12 protein-coding genes and 1 tRNA gene are annotated in these 18,675 nt (G+C 60.9%); 7 read left to right on the top strand and 6 right to left on the bottom strand.

Annotation, left to right across the window (positions count from 1 at the left end):
* Positions 1-9: 9 nt before the first annotated feature.
* From ACODSV_RS14290 to ACODSV_RS14265, 6 genes are all read right to left on the bottom strand, one after another.
* Positions 10-3,849, bottom strand: coding sequence for a cellulose biosynthesis protein BcsC (locus ACODSV_RS14290; protein WP_150054060.1), 3,840 nt, complete (start codon positions 3,847-3,849; stop codon positions 10-12).
* The gene (gene bcsZ, locus ACODSV_RS14285; protein ID WP_024072838.1) at positions 3,831-5,027 is read right to left on the bottom strand and encodes a cellulose synthase complex periplasmic endoglucanase BcsZ; all 1,197 of its coding nucleotides are present in this window, start codon (positions 5,025-5,027) and stop codon (positions 3,831-3,833) included. Before bcsZ ends, ACODSV_RS14290 begins: the two co-directional genes overlap by 19 nt.
* Complete coding sequence (bcsB, locus tag ACODSV_RS14280; protein ID WP_024072837.1) at positions 5,024-7,291, bottom strand: cellulose biosynthesis cyclic di-GMP-binding regulatory protein BcsB; 2,268 nt, start codon at positions 7,289-7,291, stop codon at positions 5,024-5,026. The genes bcsZ and bcsB overlap by 4 nt, the downstream gene beginning before the upstream one ends.
* Positions 7,288-9,507, bottom strand: coding sequence for a UDP-forming cellulose synthase catalytic subunit (gene bcsA / locus ACODSV_RS14275; protein WP_150095266.1), 2,220 nt, complete (start codon positions 9,505-9,507; stop codon positions 7,288-7,290). Before bcsA ends, bcsB begins: the two co-directional genes overlap by 4 nt.
* Complete coding sequence (bcsQ, locus tag ACODSV_RS14270) at positions 9,504-10,526, bottom strand: cellulose biosynthesis protein BcsQ (protein WP_024072835.1); 1,023 nt, start codon at positions 10,524-10,526, stop codon at positions 9,504-9,506. The genes bcsA and bcsQ overlap by 4 nt, the downstream gene beginning before the upstream one ends.
* A gap of 636 nt (positions 10,527-11,162) precedes the next feature.
* Positions 11,163-11,564: a hypothetical protein gene (locus tag ACODSV_RS14265; protein WP_150054062.1), complete on the bottom strand. Its 402-nt coding sequence runs from the start codon at positions 11,562-11,564 to the stop codon at positions 11,163-11,165.
* Between the two features lie 165 nt (positions 11,565-11,729).
* Here ACODSV_RS14265 and ACODSV_RS14260 point away from each other — a divergent pair.
* From ACODSV_RS14260 to ACODSV_RS14230, 7 genes are all read left to right on the top strand, one after another.
* Positions 11,730-11,805: transfer RNA gene (locus tag ACODSV_RS14260), tRNA-Thr, on the top strand.
* Positions 11,806-11,969: 164 nt separating this feature from the next.
* Positions 11,970-13,298 carry a tyrosine-type recombinase/integrase gene (locus tag ACODSV_RS14255; RefSeq protein ID WP_116079703.1) on the top strand — a complete coding sequence of 443 codons (1,329 nt, stop codon included), beginning with the start codon at positions 11,970-11,972 and terminating at the stop codon, positions 13,296-13,298.
* A gap of 903 nt (positions 13,299-14,201) precedes the next feature.
* Complete coding sequence (locus ACODSV_RS14250; RefSeq protein WP_150054063.1) at positions 14,202-15,182, top strand: integrase domain-containing protein; 981 nt, start codon at positions 14,202-14,204, stop codon at positions 15,180-15,182.
* Positions 15,179-15,454, top strand: a complete 276-nt coding sequence (locus ACODSV_RS14245) for a hypothetical protein (protein ID WP_150054064.1) — start codon at positions 15,179-15,181, stop codon at positions 15,452-15,454. The genes ACODSV_RS14250 and ACODSV_RS14245 overlap by 4 nt, the downstream gene beginning before the upstream one ends.
* A 188-nt stretch (positions 15,455-15,642) precedes the next feature.
* Positions 15,643-16,416 carry an SDR family oxidoreductase gene (locus tag ACODSV_RS14240; RefSeq protein ID WP_090401062.1) on the top strand — a complete coding sequence of 258 codons (774 nt, stop codon included), beginning with the start codon at positions 15,643-15,645 and terminating at the stop codon, positions 16,414-16,416.
* A gap of 74 nt (positions 16,417-16,490) precedes the next feature.
* Positions 16,491-17,693, top strand: coding sequence for a low temperature requirement protein A (locus tag ACODSV_RS14235; RefSeq protein ID WP_150054066.1), 1,203 nt, complete (start codon positions 16,491-16,493; stop codon positions 17,691-17,693).
* Positions 17,694-17,699: 6 nt separating this feature from the next.
* Positions 17,700-18,608, top strand: a complete 909-nt coding sequence (locus ACODSV_RS14230) for a LysR family transcriptional regulator (protein WP_090401064.1) — start codon at positions 17,700-17,702, stop codon at positions 18,606-18,608.
* Positions 18,609-18,675 lie beyond the last annotated feature (67 nt).

Raw genomic sequence — 18,675 nt, 5'->3', positions numbered from 1 at the left:
CCGATTTAATCAGTTGGAATAGGGGGAACGGTACGGGCTGACCGGCAATGGCATCGGCCCGCTCAGGTCCTCGAACAAGTAGCGCAAGTAAGCATTACCGGCGTACTGGCGGTAGTCCTGGGCGTTATCGAGACCGATTTCGCCACCCAGGTAGAACCGCGAGCTCAGACGATATTCGGCAGCAGCGTTGAAGCTGTAGCCGACGCCGGTTTTGCTGGAGCTTTCGTACTTGGGATTACCCCTGGACGCCTGAAGTGTGCTGTCGCCAGGGAAATAATCCGTGCCATCTTGCGCGATATGCTGCAAGCCCACCGAACTTTTTACCTGGTAGCTGAAGCGGTCAAAGCTTTGCGCCCAACGAATCGGCACACCCAGGGAGAAGAAACGCTGCGGGCTGAAGTAACCGCCGTTGCCGTAGGTGTAGAAGTCCTGGTTTTCCTTGAAGGTCATCGCCGAGCCGCTGATCCCCAGGGTCAACGTGTCCCGCGGGTTGTTGCGCAGGTACCAGTAGATACCGCTGCCCAGTTCCAGGCGGGTGTTGTCTTCGACGTTATTGCCCAGCAGTTCATGCAGCGACGCGTAACCGTAGACGCCCAGCTTCTGGTTGTCGTAGCTCAACTCGCCACGGCCGCCGTTGGCGGTGACGCCGCCCCACTTGTTGCCCTCGCCGTCTTCGGAACCGGCAAAGGAGGTGACACTGTCAGTGACCGGACGCCGCGAAATGTTCGCGCCATAGCGGAAGTTCGGATTGGCTTCAAACGGATGCGACACACTCACGCCACCCACGAGGGTGTTGTAGAGGAAGCCCAACGGGCTCACACCGACATCAGCCTTAACGCCTTCATCCGGGTTTTCAAATGCCACGGCCAGGCCTACACCGCTGTCGCTCTGGGAACCCGCCGGGGTCGTGGAGCCTTTGCCGAAGCGCGACAACGCATCGCTACCGACGCTACCCGCACTCACGTGCACCGGCGTCACGCGCAACGCCACGGTGTTGTCACCCACCGGCATCCGCGCCTCAAACGGCGCTTCCACGTCGGTGATCTTGCTCAAGCCTTTCTCACCGTTGTTGCTGCGCACGCTCAAACCCTGCACCACATAACCGGTACGGTCACGCAGGATCGTATCCAACGCGCGCCGCGCCGGGCTCAGCTCGGGGCTGTCGATGGAGGCGATATTCGAAGGCGGCACAAACGGCTCGCTCAAGTCGTTGGACGTCGCGCTGGCAAACGCGCTGGACGTCACGGTCTTGGTCGGCGCATCGATCGGCGGCGGTACAGCGCCGGCGACAGTCAGGTCGGTGACCTGGCGACGCTGGCCCGGCAGGCCCACGAAGGGGTTATACGACTTGCTTTGAGTGTCGGCCTGGGCCACCTGGGTCTTGGCCTTCATGGCGTTTTCAATCGCCAGGGCCTTGCGCAGCAGTTCAGCGGCTTCGCTGTTCTTGCCCAGGCCCTGGTAGATACGCGCGGCGGAGGTGAGGATCTCCGGGTTGGCCGGTTCCAACGCCAGGGCCTTGTTGCTGGCCGATTGCGCCAAGTCACGGTCGTTGCCTTTCAAGGCAATATCCGCCAGGCCCATTTGCAGGCGTGCATTGTTCGGGTTCTGCTGGATCAGCGGCGCGTACAGCTCCATGGCCTTCTTGCCGTTGCCGCTGGCGGCATACATGCGCGCCAGGGCGCCGACGCCCAAGGCGTCGTTGGGACGCTGGGCCAGAGCCGGCGAGAGCATGTCGTAGGCCGCCACCAGGTCGTTCTTCTCGCGCAGGGCATCGGCCTGCTTGACCCGGTACAGGTAGATCAAATCGTCGTAGCGCTGGCGACCGATCTCGGTCAATGGCTGGCCTTGCACTTCGCGCAGGATCTCGCCCGCCTCGCTGTACTTGTTGGCCTTGAGCAGCACGTTGGCGTACAGCAGTTTCTGGTCGACCGTCGGGTTGGGGTTGTTCTCCACCACCTTCTGCATCATGTCCAGGCCGTACTGCGCGGCACCGACTTCCACATAAGCGGCGGCCAGCACGGCCACGCGCTCAGGCTTTTGCCGCGTCAGCGGTTCGGAGCGACCAAGCAGTGCCAGGGCTTCGGGGCGCTGGCCACGGCGAGCGGTTTCGATGGCGATGTCGGTCTGCTGGTGCAGCGCGATATCGATCGCCAGCTCGTTCATGTCAGCGGTGCGTTGGGCGGTCGGGATACGGCCCAAGGTGGTTTCGGCTTGCTTCCACTCGCTCAACTCGGCCGACAACAAGGTGCTGGTGTACAGCGCGTCCGGCTGGTTGGGCTGGGTCTTGAGCAGACCGTCGATCAAGGCACGGGCGTTGCGGATCTGGCCGTCGCGCAGGTACATGCGGGCCAGGGCAAAGCGCGTCCAGGGGTTTTCCGGGTCGGCATCGAGGGCCTGGCGGTAGGCGGCCTGCGCGGCCTTCACATCGCCGCGCTGTTCGGCCAGCTTGCCGACCTGGGTGGCGCGCAGTGCGTTGATTTTCACGCTTGGCGCGAACTTGGCGCGCTGGGCGGGCGACACCGAGTCGATCAGCTTCAAGGCTTCGTCCGGCTGGCCCGATTGGGACAGTACGTTGATCAAGCCACTCAGTGCATCCGGGTCGCCAGGGTGACGGGCCAGCACCTTGCGGTAGCCGGCTTCGGCGGCGTCGAACTGATTGTCCTGGGCCTGGAAACCCGCCAGGGCGACGGCGGCGCCGGGTTGACCGGGGTTCAGGCGTTCGGCCTGGGCCACCAGGTCACGGGCCTGGGCGCCACGGCCGGCGCGCTGGGCGTCGCGGCTCTGGCTGATCAGGTTCCAGTAACGCACGTCATTGAGCGCCGTTTGCCACGCCGCACCACCCGGTAAACGGGTGGCCTGTACCAGGTAGTTTTCCGCTTCGCTGTAACGCTCTTGCTGTTGACGCAACACGCCCATGCCACCGAGGGCATCGACGTCATTGGACTTCTCGGCCAAGCGCGCGGCCAGCAGCGGCTCGGCGGTTTTCAGGTCGCCAGCGTCCAGGGCCTTGAACGCCTTGGTCATCTGCGGATCGCGCTGCCAGGTACCGCCATTTTTGCCTTGGGCAATGCCTTTGTTCATCAGCGCGCGGATCTCGGTGTCATCCGGGTGCGCAGTGAGAAACTGCTGGAACAACGCCACCTGGTCGGGCTTGGGCGGGCCGAGCCAGATCAGCGCGAAGCGCCAGGTTTCATCGGCGTTACCGCCCACGTCGTTGTTCGGTGCCAGCTTGGCCAGCGCGCGAATACCGTCGGCACGGGTGGCCGGGTTACGCGCCAGGTGCTTGGCCAGGAACAGCGCGACGATCGGGTCGTTCGGCCGCTCACGGGACAAGCGCTGCAGGCCGGCGATCGCTTCATTGGTGCCCTTGGCGGTGAAGCCCAGGGTGTTGTAGTACTCGCGGGCAATCAGGCCCTGGGGCTGGCGGCCCTGGAAAATCTGGCGGTACAAGGCCACAGCCTTTTCGCGCTCGTCATCGGGCTCACCCAGTTCACGGGCCTGCTCCAACAACTTGGCGTTGTCGGGCTTGTTGACGGTGATGTCTTGCTCCAACTGCAATGCCTGGCGCGGGACCGGGCTCAGCGCTTGCAAGCGGGCCAGGTATTTCTGCGCCTCGGCCGGGCGGTTCTGTTGCACCTGGATCAGGCCGATGCCGTACAGCGCATCCGGCTGGTCCGGGCTCAGGCTCAGCAGTTTTTGCCACGTCTCAAGGGCGCGCTCAGGGTTTTTCTTCGACTGCCAGTAGTAGCCCTGCTCGATCAGCAGGGACTGGGGGTCGCTGGTTTCGGCCAGGCTGGCACTGGAGGCCAGGGCGGCGAGAATCGCAATGGCTAGCGTGTGACGGCGCATGCTGCCTCCCAGGATAGTTTGACCGTACCGTCTTGTTCAAAACGGTACTTCTGATCGGCAAAGCCCTGGCTGAACAGGCTGAGCATGTAGTCGTAGTAGATTGGCTGCGCGCTGTCAGGTGCCGACGGGGCCAGGGCTTTGTTGAGCGCGTCGTCGACCTTGGCCTTTTGCAGTTGTGCCAGGGCGGTTTCGCCACGGGCCTGGAAGAAGGCAATGGTCGATGCCGAGAAGCTGAGCGGCGAGTAGCCGTTGTTCTTCTCCACTTCGCCGGTGGTGACGTGGATTTTCTCCGGCGGGAAGCCGGTGGCCGCAGCAGCCGTCGCCCGGGACATACCGCCCAGGGACTTGAGCATGCCCGCCGCCAGTGGATCGCTCTTGGCGGTCATGCCGGCCCACATGTAGGTGCGGATCGCGTCGTAGCTGCCCAGGTCATCGGAGAACGGGTCGACCACAAACAGCCCGGTGTTGGCGCTGGTGGCGCGGTAGCCGACCCAGTTGGCCGCCAGGCCATGAGGGTTGCTGGCGGTATCGGCGAGCATCCGCGCGTTGCTTTCGGCCACTTCGTTCCAGCCGGCGTTCGGGCGCTCTTTATGGAAGCGACGCAGTTGCGCCAGCACCTGGTAGCTCGGGTTGAAACGCCACAAGCCACCGCCATGCACGTAGCCGACCGGCCCTGGCAACAGCATCTTGCCCAGGCCCGGCACGCGCACGATCAGGTTGCGTTCGACGTTGGCCAGCAACAATTGCGCGTCTGCGCGGTACTGCGGGGCATTCCATACGCGGGCCGCTTCGAGCAGCGAGTAGGCCATCCACAGGTCAGCGTCGCTGGCGGAGTTAGGGTCGATGATGCCCCAGGTGCTATCAGGCTTTTTGCCCCATAACCAACCCGGCAGGTTCTGACCGATATCGGCCCCCGACATGTTGGCCTTGGTCCAGGTCCAGAGCTTGTCAAAGCCTGCGCGGTCGTTACCGACGAGGGCGAAGAACATCGCGTACGACTGCCCTTCCGAACTGCTCTCGGTGGGTTTCATCGACGAGTTCAGCACGCGACCGTCATCCTGCACGAAGCGTTTGGCGTAGTTCTGCCACAGCGGCCAGTCGCAGGTCTGCGCTTGCGCAGCGCCTGCAAACATCACCGAGCCCAGCGCTATCAGGGCCATGCTACGCAGCGGGCTCATGCCAACCGCCGTTTTGCACGGGCACGCAGCGACAGGTAGATCAGGCTGGTCACCACGGCGAGGCCGAGGAAGGTGATCAACAGCATCCAGCCCAGGTTCTGCGAGAGTTGCCACTGCATGAACTTGAAGTAGTTGAGCTTGCCGACGTAGTACTGCTCGTCCGCCACCAGCGAGCTGATTTGCGTGCCTTGTACCACCGCCAGGCTGCCCTGGATCGAGTCTTTGTAGTTGTCACCGCCGATCAACGCGGAGGTGGCTTCCAGCAGGCCCTGAGGCTGGTTGCTGGCGATCAGCACCACGCTGCGGCCAGCCTTGAGCGGCGATTGGAAACCCGCCAGCCAGGTGCTGCTGCTCAAGCTGTTGAAGGTGATCCCGGTATTGGCGGTGTGGGTGTTAGCCGCAGGGTCCGGGCTGACCCAGCTGCGCACATAACGCGGCAGGTCAGACAGCAGGAACTGGTGTTGCTCGCCATCGCTGGTTGCCGGCAGGTATTGCTGCCACTGCTTGAGCAACGGTTGGTTGCCCGCGGTGGCGAGTACCAGCAAGTCTTTGTCGGCAACGCTTTGCACGTCCTTGGCCTGCACCACTTTGACGGCAGTCGCCGGGTAACCGGTGGCTTCGCCGAAGCGGCCGAGCACGGTCAGGTACGCGGTGAGTTCGTCGGTGCCGTAGTTGTCGGGCATGACCACAGCCGATTCCGACAAGTCAGCCAGGCGGGTGAACGGGAAGCCGGAGTCGTTGAACACGCCCAGGTTCGGCATGGCGATAAAGTGCTGGTAGCCGGTGACATCGAGGGTGGAATCCGGGTCGATGGAACCGCGCATGTTGTCGACGATGATGTCGCGGCATTCGCCTTCTTTGATGTAGTCGTACATAAAGCGCAATTGCAGCTTGGACTTGGGCGACGCCGAGCTGATCGGCAACAGGGTCGTCACTTCACGCGGCAGGCTTTCGTCTTTCTTCAGCTGGTCGAGCAGGGTTTGACCACCGCCGAGGTTGCTCACCGACGGCAGGGCCACGGACTTCATGAACTGGTCATTCAGGCCGATCAGCAGCGACGAGTTGGTCGACACCTGCTGCGGCGTGTAGCGGTATTTGACCTTGAGCGGCACGCCCTCTTCACGCCAGTTGAACAGGTCGGGCGGCAGGCGCAGGTCGACGCTGATGGCGCCGGGGTTGTAGCCCGACACGCTGAGTTTCTGCTGCTCGACCAACTCGCCCAGGCGCACCGGGCGGTTGCTTGGCAGCCAGTTCGGCGCGTCGTACGGACGGCGTGGCGCGAGGCTGTCGAGCTTGGTGATGACCACACTGTTGCCGGCCAATACCGGGTTGCCCAAGGCGACCGCCGTGGCGGCGCGCTTGAGCTCTGCGCCATCGCGACCGGTCACGATCAGCAGCTTGCCGTTGGCATCGTTGGGGTTGGCGAGCAAGGTCAGGGTCGGGCCGGTCGGCTTGGCCACGGCGATACCGTGTACATCCATTGCATCGGTGGTTTGCACCAGCACGATCGCGTTGCCCTTGGCCGGCAGGTCACCGAGGGTGGTAGGGAAGGTCGCGCCACGGTAGCTGGCGAGGCCGCCAATCCACGAGGACAAGGTGCCGGCAGCTTCCAGCGCGGCGCTGTCCGGGGTGGTCGCGAACACGAACGGCAGGCTGACCTGGCGCGCATCACGTTTGTCGAAGAACGGCAGCGGCAATACAGCCAGGTCGTCCTTGAGCACGATCGGCTCGACCTGCACTTTCAACTCACTGCTGTTGCTGATTTTTGCCCACAGGCTGCTGTGCAAGGGGTCTTCGCAGGACATCGTGTAGTGGCCGATGAACTGCAGGCTCAGACGGTTGAACTCGGTGATCAACTTCGGCGGGATCTGCACCAATTGTTCTTGCTGGGTGCCCGCGCCTTCTTTAGGCAACGGCAGGCTGGCGGCGACTTCGCCGTTGACCAGCACGTTGATCTGCGACAGGTCCGCCAACAGTGCCGGCGAGTAGCTGTACTTGAGCAACAGCTGCGCGCCCTTCACCACTTCATCGGCACGGATGTCGAAGTTGACGCTGTCGGACGACTCCACGCCTTGCAGGTTCATGGTGTCGCGACGGCCCAGTTGCTTGAGCGTCAGGCTGTAGCCGGTGTCGGTGCTTTGTACCGGTACCGTGGTGACGGCTTGCTCGGCAGCTTGCGCCAGCGAATTCAGGCCCATCAGCGAGGCGATCATCAGCGCGAGTGCACGGCGCGGATGAGGGCGAGAGAACATATTCGAGGTCATGGCTTGTCCATCAGCGTATCGAGCGGTTGTGTAGGGGTGCGGCGCAAGGCCAGACGCAATTCGTGCAGGGTGGCGCGGCCGAGGGTGAACAGGCCGCCGATGCCAATGGCGCCCACTTCACGCAGAGCTGCCAGCGGGGTGTCGGGCTGGCCGGCTCCCCAACTGGCGGCCCAGGTGTCGGCACGCGAGAATGTCAGGCGCACCAGTTCGCTTTGCTGGCGCAGGCTGAGGGGTTCGAACTGGGCACCGATCTGCGCGCCTTTGCTGAACACCACCCGCGCTTCAAACAGGCTGTCCTGGCCGTTGCGCGACAGCACCAGTTGCACGCGCTCACCCTGGGTGATCGAGTGGCCGTCGCTGAGCATCAGGCCGAAGCCATTTTGCGAAAAGTCCTGGGTGACGCCATCGAGCACGCGGCCATCGGCGCAAATGATGCTCACCGGCAGCTTGGCGCTGACGCGCGGCTCGGAACGCACTTGGCGCGCCTCGGACGCTACAGCCACGGCGGCGCTGGTGATGATCAGGTTGTAGAGGGTCCAGGTCAGGTTGATCGCCACCGTCACGGCCGTGGACGCATCGCCCCAGACCAGCTGATGGATACCGAAGCCCAGGCCGATCAGGTTCACCGCCAACAGCACCAGGTAGGGCCGGGCGAGTTTCCAGTCGAAGAACTGCTTGTCGATGATGCCGCCCTTGTCGGTGACGTTGAAACCACCGGCCTTGGGGTTGACCAGCGCCACCAGCACCGGCGGCAGGATGTACCAGGCCAGTACGGTCTCGTACACCTCGTTCCAGAAGGAGTGACGGAAACGCCCCTGGATGCGTGAGTTGGTCAGGCTGGAATGCACCAAGTGCGGCAACACGTAGGCGACGATCATCAGCGCCGAGGCGTGGAAGATTTCCGCGCCGAAAATCAAATAGGCCAGCGGCGCGGTGAGGAACACCAGGCGCGGCAGGCCATAAAAGAAGTGCAGCATGGCGTTGGCGTAGCAGATGCGCTGGCCCCACTTGAGGCCCTTGCCCAGCAGCGGGTTGTCGGTGCGGAAAATCTGCGCCATGCCCCGCGCCCAGCGGATCCGCTGGTTGATGTGGCGCGACAGGCTTTCGGTGGCCAGGCCCGCGGCCTGGGGGATAGCCAGGTAAGCGGTGTTGTAGCCCAGGCGGTTGAGCTTGAGCGCGGTGTGGGCGTCTTCGGTCACGGTCTCGACCGCCACGCCGCCGATTTCCAACAGCGGCTTACGGCGAATCACCGCACACGAGCCGCAGAAGAAGGTGGCGTTCCACAGGTCGTTGCCGTCCTGCACCAGGCCGTAGAACAGCTCACCTTCGTTAGGCACGGCGCGGAAGGTGTCGAGGTTCTTTTCGAACGGGTCCGGCGAGAAGAAGAAGTGCGGCGTTTGCAGCATCGCCAGCTTCGGATCTTTAAGGAACCAGCCCAGGCTCACTTGCAGGAAGGAGCGCGTCGGCACGTGGTCGGCGTCGAACAGGGCGACGTATTCGCCGTCGGTGACCTTCAACGCTTCGTTGAGGTTACCGGCCTTGGCGTGGAAGTTATTGTCGCGGCGGATGTAGTTCACACCGACCTTGCGGCAGAACTCGCGAAACTCATCACGGCGGCCGTCATCGAGCACGTGGACGCGCAGCTTGTCCTTGGGCCAGTCCATCGCCTGGGCGGCGAAGATGGTCAGCTTGACGATGCTCAGGGCTTCGTTATAGGTGGGGATAAACACGTCGACCGTCGGCCACTCTTCCGGCTCGGTGGTCAACCATACCGGCGTGCGGCGCAGCGGCCAGGCGGTTTGCACGTAGCCGAAGATCAGCACGATCAGCGCGTAGAACTCGGCCGCGACCAGGCCGTAGCCGAAGAACATGTCGAGCCAGGTTTCAAAACCCAGGGTGGAGGTCAGGCGCCAGAACATGTAGCGCAGCGACGCCACCAACGACAGCACCACCAAAGCCAGGATCGCCAGGCGCCCCGGGATCTTGCGCAGCACCAGCACCACGACGAAGCACACGGCGGCGAACAGGCATTGGCTGTAGAGGTCCAGCGGCGCGCTGATAATGCTGAGCAACAACAAGGCGCCGAGCACGCAACTGGTAACGACCAGTACCGTGCGCAGCGCCGCAGGCCAGCGATTGAAGCGCGCGATGGCGCCATTTAGGCGCTGTTCAGCGCGCCCTTCGACGAAGGGCGTGGAGAGCGTATTGTCGGTCATGGAAGGTCCGAGTCGATGCGTTCGAGCAAGGCGCGGCACAGAGCGTGGACGTCCTGGCTGCCGATACTGTTGACGGTTGGGTCGAGGGGATCACGCCCGTAGGCCTGGGCTTCGCTGAACGACAGATCACGATGCACCGTGCCCAGCAGGGCATTGCCCAGGCGCGTCTTGAACACCTCGACCATGTCCACGCTGAAACGGTGGGCAGCGTCCAACTGGTTGATCACATAAAAGGACTGTGGCGGCTTCTCGCGCTGGAGGTAGGGCGCGAGCATCGCGTCCATCTGCGCCAGGGTGCTGAACGACGCCACATCCGGCTGCACCACCACCAGCACCGCGTCGGCGACCGACAGGGCCTGGCTGAAGTACACCGTGTTGCCGGCAGGGACGTCGATAACCACGATGTCCTGGCCGCTCAATTTAAGACCGGCCAAGCGTTGGCTCAGCCACTGCTCATCCTGGCCCAGCCAGCGATTCAGGCTCTGCTGTTGTTCGTAGTCAGTGCCCCCGAACGCCACCAGGCGGCAACCGGCAAAACCGAATTCCGGCAAGGCTTCCCAGCTTTGGTTATGCAGGCTGGTGGCGCCCACGCCAGGCATGTCGAGACCCAGGCACAGGTGATGACGCAGGGCGTTTTGCGGGTCCAGGTCCAGGGCCAGCGCCGGCCGCCCCTGGCGCTGCAAACTGCTGGCAAGCGCCGCGGCCAAGGTGCTACGGCCGACACCGCCTTTGACCGAGACCACCACCACGACTTTCGGTGTGGGCTGCGCCGAAGACACTTCAGGGCGCAGATGGTCGGCTTCGCCGTGGTTCAGCTCTTCCAGCAGGCGCAGCAGCGGCGCCGACGGGGCTTCATCCACAAGCGCCGCAGCGACAGGCAGGGGCTTAACAAGCGCCGGGCTTTCCAGGACCTCTACATCGTCCTCAATGAACTCATGGACAAATTCGATTTCGCGGTAGCCATTTGGGTTGGCACCCAGCTTGTTGAATAGTTTTGAAATGTCATCTGCTCGACTCACTCACTGCCCCTCCCCACCTGATTTGCGCTTTAAAGGCGATAAAAAGGTCAGCAAAGAGCTGACCTTGTATTTTTCTAGTTATGTGGTGTGAGGCGCATTCTGTGATATCACATTGATGGTGTCAGTATTTTGATGCTTTTTGCTCTTAATTATCCGACGAACGGCGTGGCGCCATTTTTATGACGATTTACCGGATAAAAACGTATTATCTGTAAGAACATGAACTTGCACTGATTTATCCGGTTTCTTGTTGTCCGACCGGTCAAGAACGGCACAAATCTGACATAGCCTTCAACAATTAATCAGTTGCCTCACACTGTCTCGAAAATTTGCCTACACGGTTAAGTAATTAAACCCACCGTTCATATCGCGCGACAGAATACTCAAACCCCTGCCGGATTCAAGGCAAAACCCGCCGGGCGGTCGCTGGCAAAGTCGCAGCCCCCGTACCCCTGCACAGATGCCCCCAGCGCCGACACACAGCGAAGCAAAACCCGCGCCGCCAGACCCACAACCGCCATCGGCCGGGCCGTCAATCAGCCCTGCCTTTATTCACCCCGAGCAGCACGCCCAAAACGGCCCACCCCAGTGCAACCGCGATAACGGCGCGCCCGCCTTTAGCGCAAGCCGCAGCGGTTAACGCAGCCGCCGCTCCGTAAACGCGTAATCCTCCTGACAATCCCCGGAAGGCCCCGCCGCCACACTCACGTAACGCACCGTATCCGCGTCCACCAACTGATAGGTGTACACATCAGGCATACGCACCCCATCCGTGCGCAACTCATTCTTGCCATTCACCGCCGACCACGTGCCCTGCTCTGTCTGAATCGCCTGCGTCTGCTGCGCATCGCGGAAAAAAGTAAGGGTGAAACGCCCATCAGGCTTGAGGTGGGTGGTCCACGACAGGAACTGGCATTTATCGGTTTGCGTGCGCAAGCCCTTCCAAGTACCAACCAGGGCCGGGTCATTGGCGGGCTTCTGAGTTGAACAGGCGCCGAGGGCGATGGTGAGGAGGATCAGAGAGAGGGTCCGTTTCATGTGGAGCTTCCTTTTAGGTGGAAAGGCTTGCGACTGCGCCTGGCAGTGGAGGATGAATCCTACTGACATGGGGAAGAAAAAGGGATCGCGGTAAGGTTTGTAAAAATAGTCAGAATTCAGGGGTTTACAGATGCTTGCCAATCGCTATAATCGTCGCCCTAACACGCCGGTATAGCTCAGTTGGTAGAGCAACTGACTTGTAATCAGTAGGTCCCGGGTTCGACTCCTGGTGCCGGCACCACATTAGGCTCCATTGCATTCCACCGAATGCTCTGGAAGCCCCGAAAACCCGCCCTTTGGCGGGTTTTTTCGTTCCAGGACCCTCTGTCGGGATCCAACAAAATCCCCCTTCCCCGAGGGTATGTTAGGGGTACTGCGATTTCCCGGTAAGGAGCGCGTACCCCTATGCCACGTCTAGCGATCCCCCTCAGCGACCTGCAATGCCGCACGGCCAAAACCCGCGAACGCGCCTACAAACTGTTCGACGGCGGAGGCATGTACCTTTTCGTCAAACCCAATGGCGTGAAGACCTGGCGCTTGAAGTACACCAAGCCCAGCGGCAAGGAAGGTACGCTCATCATCGGCAATTACCCCATCGTTACCCTTTCCGTCGCACGACGTAAGCGAGACGAAGCCAAGGCGTTGCTGCTAGACAACCTCGATCCAATGGAAGAAAAGAAGAAGGCCAAGATCGTAGCCCAGCGGGCGGCACTGCTTTTCGAAACCGTTGCTCTGGAGTGGCACGCCGACATGTCCCGTCGCTGGACCGAAGGACACGCAAAAACCGTGATGAGCCGACTGCGTACCCACGTCTTCCCGCTGATCGGCCAACGACCCATCGCTGAACTCGATACCCATGACCTGCTAGAGATCACCCAGCGCATCAAGGAACGCGGCACCATGGATGTGGCGTTAAGGGTACAGAACTACTTATCCACCATCATGCGCGGGGCCAAAAGAGCCCGGCAGATCACCATGAATCCTGCACTGGATCTGGCAGGCTCGATTCACGCACCACGTACAGTTCATCGCCCAGCCCTATCCCTCAACCGCCTACCCGAACTGCTACACCGTATCGACAACTACAATGGCCGCGAGCTGACGCGCCTTGCTGTGCTGCTGACTTTGCATGTATTCGTCCGCTCCAGCGAACTGCGCTTCGCTCGATGGAGTGAGTTCGACCTTCAACGCGCCATGTGGGAAATCCCCGATACTCGCGCACCGATTGAAGGGGTACGCAACTCCACACGTGGGACCAAGATGAACGGCGACATTCAAATGGTTCCGCTATCGCCGCAGGTCATCGAAATACTGGAGCGCCTGCGCAGCCTCAGTCGCTTTTCAGAGTTAGTGCTACCGGGCGACCACAAGTACTGGAAGCCCATGTCCGAGAACACGGTGAATACCATGCTCCGCAACGTCGGCTATGACACCAGCAAGGATGTGTGCGGCCACGGCTTCAGGACCATGGCCTGTAGCGCCCTCCTGGAGTCCGGGTTATGGACCGACGCAGCCATCGAAAGACAAATGAGCCACAAGGAACGCAACCGCGTGCGCGCCGCGTATATCCACAAAGCTGAATTTCTGGAGCAGCGCCGGCTGATCATGGCGTGGTGGAGCAACTACATTGATGCCAATCGCAGCGGCCATGTAACGCCTCACGAATTCGCTCACCCAGTCGGCAACAACATCACCGCCCTACAAAATAGCCGTGGCGCATCCAAACGTGGGTAAGCCTTTGAGATCACCGCAGTCCGCCCTTCCACGCGGGTCCATCCAAGCGGGGCTGCAAAGCCGCCCTGCTTGGATGGACCTCACTTAAAAAATCTAAAGCCCGCGCAACTGTCTGTGGAAAACCATAGATTTCCACCGGTGGATAATTTCATCCACAGCCGCAGAATTCCCGAAAATTCGAGCCTTGACCCAAATTATCCACAGGCGTAGAAAAGATCGGGCAAAGCGCTGTCGTTGACAGCAACCCAGGTAGCCAGAACCTTTGAGGCTACGCCACACCGTGGTGGTTCTCCCAAAGTGCGATTAGCGTCCGGCGGCTCGCACGGTCACAGCGATGTGATGGATGCCTACTTTTAACAGTGTGCCCATTGCGGCAACTCATCCCCTTTCATAGCTGCCCTGCAGCAACCTATCCGCTTGGCCATTTCATTGCGCCAACCTGCGCCCGTCTCTTTCTCCCGGAAAGAGACGGGCGCTCCTACCACTGCTGCAGCCCACCTCGTACAAGGCATTGCGGCATTTCCCCTCGTGACAATCGGCGTGACAAACACCGAAGTCACCAGCAACAGCGATGCAGATGATGGTGCCGCAGCCCACGGAATGGACTGCACCTGACTGACAGTCAGGCATGCCCCGGTCATCGCATCACTGCCTTCACCCGGCTCAGGATCTCGCGGCGCCGGTCTCGTCAGCCAATGCAGCCTCCACCCGCCCACCGGTATCGGTGCTCAGGAGGCCAGATCATGAGATGCCCATGCTCCCGGTCGTAACGAGCCGCCAGTCCCGCGTTAGTGGACAACCCTCACAGGTCGCAGGGGCCTTGATCCCTGATAACACTGAACATCCTTGGCGGGATGAAGTGGGGAAAGTTTTAAAAGTTTTGGCTTCGAGAGGCGTTTGATCATGGCATTGGTAGGTAGGCGGGATGGGCGCAATTTTGGCTATGGCCGGCAACTGAGCTATGCCGGGCCGCAGGCATTGCGCGATCTATTTGGCGGCGGGCATTACGGCACGGTCAAAGCACATAGTGATCGCTGGCAGGCGTTCGTACGCTGGTGTCGGTCGGAGGAAGGGCCGGGGTTTAACGATGCGCGGCAGATTAATTGGCAGACCTTGCTGGACTACGCCGGACATCTGCGCCAACAAGTCGAACTAGGTGAGCTGGCCATCGCCACTGCGCAAAACCGGTTGTCCAGTGTAAATCGGACCCTGGCTGCGCTTCGCGGTGATCAGTATGTGAAAGTGCAGAGCCCGAGTAAGGCGCTGGGAATGCGGCGCACCAGTGTTCGTCGTTCAGCGCCGCAAGGCCAAGATCGCGAACAGGTGAAGCGGATCGTCGACGTGCTTTGCGAAAACCAGCAGCCGCGCGCCGCGGCCATCGCTCAGTTAGCGCGATCCACCGGTATGCGCTTGCGCGAGGCGAGTTTGGCCGACCTTCCCCGTCTAAAACGTGAAGCCAAGCAATTCGGCAAGATCAACATCCAGGACGGCACCAAAGGTGGCCGTTCAGGCGCGTCAGCACCTCGTTGGATTGCGGTAGATGATCATATTCGTGACGCACTGAGGTTTGCCGAACAGGTCTCGCCCGACGGTAACCGCAGCCTGCTGGCACCGAACGAACGTTACCTCGATTTTTTGCAGGGAATCGTCCGCCCCGCCCGAGATATCCTCCATACGCACAATCTCAAAGGCTTCCATGAATTGCGGGCAGCCTATGCGTGCGAGCGCTATGAGCAAATCACCCATCATCTCGCGGCCATCAACGGTGGCAGATGCAGGCGCCTCAATCCACGCCTTGATCGAGAGGCACGCTTACAAATCAGCTATGAGCTCGGACACGGCCGTATCGACGTGGTATCGGCGTACATCGGTGGCCCAGCATGAGCAAGCCATTCGATATGGAGCTGTTCCTGGCGGGCGTCCTGACCGGATCGCACACCACCCGTCAACGCCACCTGCGTCAGGCGAAGGCTATCCAAACAGCGATCGCTGAGCGCTGGCAACGCGACAATCCATGGACTTGGCAGAGAAAGCACCTTGCGTGGTTTTTGAATCACAACCTAAACCAGCACACTGAATCGACGCGCTATTACTATTTGCTGACCATGAAATTACTCACTCATCGCTTAGGAAAAGCCTGGCAGTTCAACCGCTAAACGAAGGACAGAGAACAGCCATATGCGGTCATTCACCTGACTCAACAACATCTGACGTTTAGAGTCGGGAAGTAACTTTACGCTTATTGGCTGAAAACACTGAACAGTGCATCCAGCATCAGTGTGCTTATCTTTGCCCGCGGCCGCTCTAGACTGGGTCGTACCTTTCCCAGCCCAGGAGCGTTGTCATGTCCAAACATTCAATCAATGGCAAGGTCGTACTGATCGCCGGCGGTGTGAAAAATCTCGGCGGCTTGCTCGCCCGCGATCTCGCCCAGCACGGTGCTAAGGCCGTAGTGGTGCATTACAACAGCGCCTCCAGCCAGGGCGATGCCAACGCTACCGTGGCGGCTCTCGAGGCGTTGGGAGCCAAGGCGGTGGCGTTGCAGGCAGACCTGACCACTGCCGGTGCCGTGGAAAAGCTGTTCAGCGATGCCGTGGCCGCAGTCGGGCGCCCGGATATTGCGATCAACACCGTGGGCAAGGTGTTGAAAAAGCCTATGGCCGAGATCACCGAAGCTGAGTACGACGAGATGATGGCGGTTAACTCCAAAACCGCGTTTTTCTTTCTCAAGGAAGCCGGCAAGCACCTCAACGACAACGGCAAGATCTGCACCATCGTCACCTCGCTGCTCGGCGCGTTCACGCCGTTCTACGCGGCGTATGCCGGCAGCAAAGCGCCGGTGGAGCAGTTCACCCGAGCGGCTGCAAAAGAACTCGGCGCGCGTGGTATTTCAGTGACGGCAGTGGGCCCTGGCCCGATGGATACGCCGTTTTTCTATCCGGCCGAAGGTCAGGATGCGGTGAACTATCATAAGACCGCAGCGGCGCTTTCGCCGTTCTCGCGGACGGGCCTGACTGATATCGAGGATGTGGTGCCGTTTATTCGCAACCTGGTGAGTGATGGCTGGTGGGTGACGGGCCAGACGATTTTGATCAACGGCGGTTATACCACCAAGTAACGGGCGAAAAAAACGATTGCAACCCCGTAATGTCGCGTTGACACTTTCCCGACAAACCAGACCATGGGGTTGCTATGAGCGCCGAACAGTCTGCACATCACCCGTTACTTCGCCACCGTGATGGTCACCATGCGCGGGTGACGTTCGAAGAGCTATTGTTCGACCTCGTCTATGTCTTCGCCGTGACCCAACTCAGCCACGGCTTGCTCCATCACCTGACCCTGGCCGGCGTGATGGAGACCCTTATTCTGTGGTTCGCGGTATGGCTTGGCTGGCAATACACCTGCTGGGTCACCAACTGGTTTAACCCGGAAACCCCGAGGGTGCGCGGTCTGATCTTCGCCCTGATGTTTCCCGCATTGCTGATGGCGGCGAGCATTCCTGAAGCCTTTGGCGAGCGGGGCTTAGTGTTTGCGCTGGCCTATGTGGCGATTCAGGTAGGCCGTACCGCCTTTATCGTGCTGCATTTGCCCGGTGAACACGCGCTGGCACCGAACTTCAAGCGCATGCTCGGCTGGGTAGTGATTGCCGCGGCGTTCTGGTTGGCGGGCGCGTTTATGGAAGGGCCGTGGCGTATCGGCCTATGGCTAATCGCGGTGCTATGTGAGTACGTGTCGCCCATGTCCGGCTTTGCGCTGCCGGGGCTGGGACGCTCGCGCACCAGTGACTGGACCATCGAGGGCGCGCATCTAGCCGAGCGTTGCCAGCTGTTTGTGATTGTCGCACTGGGCGAAACGCTGCTGGCCAGCGGCGCGGTGCTCGCCGAAACCGAGCACTGGGATATTCCCGTGTTGGTGGGGTTATTGGTGACCTTACTGGGCACCCTGGCTATGTGGTGGTTGTACTTCGGCACGGCGAGCAAAGACGCCATTCATTGCGTTACCCACTCCAAGGACCCTGGGCGCACCGGCGCTTACTTTCATTACATTCACGCGGTGCTGGTGGCCGGCATCATTGCCACGGCCGTCGGCAATGATCTGGTTATGGCCCACCCCGACAAGCACATGAACACGGCCTACGTCGTGACCCTGCTGCTGGGGCCCATGATCTTTCTATTCGCCAGCCTGTTGTACAAACGCGAGGTGTATCAGGTGGTCGCCAAATCGCACCTGGCCGGCATCGTGCTATTGCTGGCGCTGGCGCCGATAGCGTTTTTGACCGACCTGCTGATGGTGGGCACGTTGACCACCATGGTGTTGTTGATCGTCAGTTTCGTGGAATGGCGGGTGGTCCGCCGGTTTCGAGCGAAACAGGCTAACGCCGTCGTCGAGCACTGATAACCCATGGACCGCATCGAGCAGTACCGCGTTTTCGTTCAGGTGGCTGAGCTCGGCAGTTTCATCCAGGCCGCACGACTGCTGAAACTGCCACGCGCCACAGTATCGGCGGCCATTCAACAATTGGAAGCCAATGCCGGAACGCGCTTGTTGCACCGCACCACGCGTAAGGTGTCGTTGACCACCGACGGCAGCCAGTTACTACAGCGCGCGCGCCAGGTGTTGGTCGAGATCGATGAGATCGACCAACTGTTCCACACCCATCAAGAGCAGGTGATGGGGCGCCTGGAAGTCGATGTGCCCAGCCGTATCGCCCGGCGCCTACTCATTCCTGCGCTGCCCGAATTTTTCCAGCGTTACCCGCGCCTGCAACTGGGCCTGGGTTCCACCGACCGGGCGATAGACCTGGTGCAGGAGGGCGTCGATTGTGTGATTCGTTTCGGCACGCCGCAGAGCAGCAGCCTAGTAGTGAAACCGTTGGGGCAGGTGTTGCTGATCAACTGCGCCAGCCCCGCCTACCTGGCCGAGTTTGGCGTGCCCACCGAGCTTGCCGAGTTGCAGGAGCGGCACGTATGCGTCGGCTATGTTGCGGGATCGGGCGGGCAGGAGGCTCAGTGGGAATATTGTCTCGACGGCGTCCGGCAGTCGTTGCCACTGCCCAGTCGCTTGGTGGTAAATAATGCGGAAAGCTATATCACCGCATGCTGCACAGGGCTCGGTTTGATTCAGGTGCCGTTGTTCGATGTGCAGCATTTACTGGATAGCGGCGAGCTGGTGGAAGTGCTGGCAGCTTACCGGCCGCCGTCGATGACCGTGTCTGTACTGTATCCGGATCGTCGCCAACGCTCTCGGCGCCTCGGTGCGTTTATCGAGTGGTTTGCCGGCTTGATGGCGCCGTATCTGCAGAGTAGGTAACGCCGTTTCGATTGGCGGTAAAGCCTGGACACTGCATCCAGCTCCCCTCGGCTTATCTTTGCGTAAA

Source organism: Pseudomonas sp. FG86, from assembly GCF_057808775.1.
This window is presented reverse-complemented; position numbering and strand designations above follow the sequence as displayed.

What these genes read in the sequence shown, in the direction of transcription:
- ACODSV_RS14235 (WP_150054066.1), top strand. Translation starts at nt 16,491, where the DNA reads ATGAGCGCCGAACAGTCTGCACATCACCCGTTACTTCGCCACCGTGAT.
- ACODSV_RS14290 (WP_150054060.1), bottom strand. Translation starts at nt 3,849, where the DNA reads ATGCGCCGTCACACGCTAGCCATTGCGATTCTCGCCGCCCTGGCCTCC.
- ACODSV_RS14250 (WP_150054063.1), top strand. Translation starts at nt 14,202, where the DNA reads ATGGCATTGGTAGGTAGGCGGGATGGGCGCAATTTTGGCTATGGCCGG.
- bcsZ (WP_024072838.1), bottom strand. Translation starts at nt 5,027, where the DNA reads ATGAGCCCGCTGCGTAGCATGGCCCTGATAGCGCTGGGCTCGGTGATG.
- bcsB (WP_024072837.1), bottom strand. Translation starts at nt 7,291, where the DNA reads ATGACCTCGAATATGTTCTCTCGCCCTCATCCGCGCCGTGCACTCGCG.
- ACODSV_RS14240 (WP_090401062.1), top strand. Translation starts at nt 15,643, where the DNA reads ATGTCCAAACATTCAATCAATGGCAAGGTCGTACTGATCGCCGGCGGT.
- ACODSV_RS14265 (WP_150054062.1), bottom strand. Translation starts at nt 11,564, where the DNA reads ATGAAACGGACCCTCTCTCTGATCCTCCTCACCATCGCCCTCGGCGCC.
- ACODSV_RS14255 (WP_116079703.1), top strand. Translation starts at nt 11,970, where the DNA reads ATGCCACGTCTAGCGATCCCCCTCAGCGACCTGCAATGCCGCACGGCC.
- ACODSV_RS14245 (WP_150054064.1), top strand. Translation starts at nt 15,179, where the DNA reads ATGAGCAAGCCATTCGATATGGAGCTGTTCCTGGCGGGCGTCCTGACC.
- bcsA (WP_150095266.1), bottom strand. Translation starts at nt 9,507, where the DNA reads ATGACCGACAATACGCTCTCCACGCCCTTCGTCGAAGGGCGCGCTGAA.
- ACODSV_RS14230 (WP_090401064.1), top strand. Translation starts at nt 17,700, where the DNA reads ATGGACCGCATCGAGCAGTACCGCGTTTTCGTTCAGGTGGCTGAGCTC.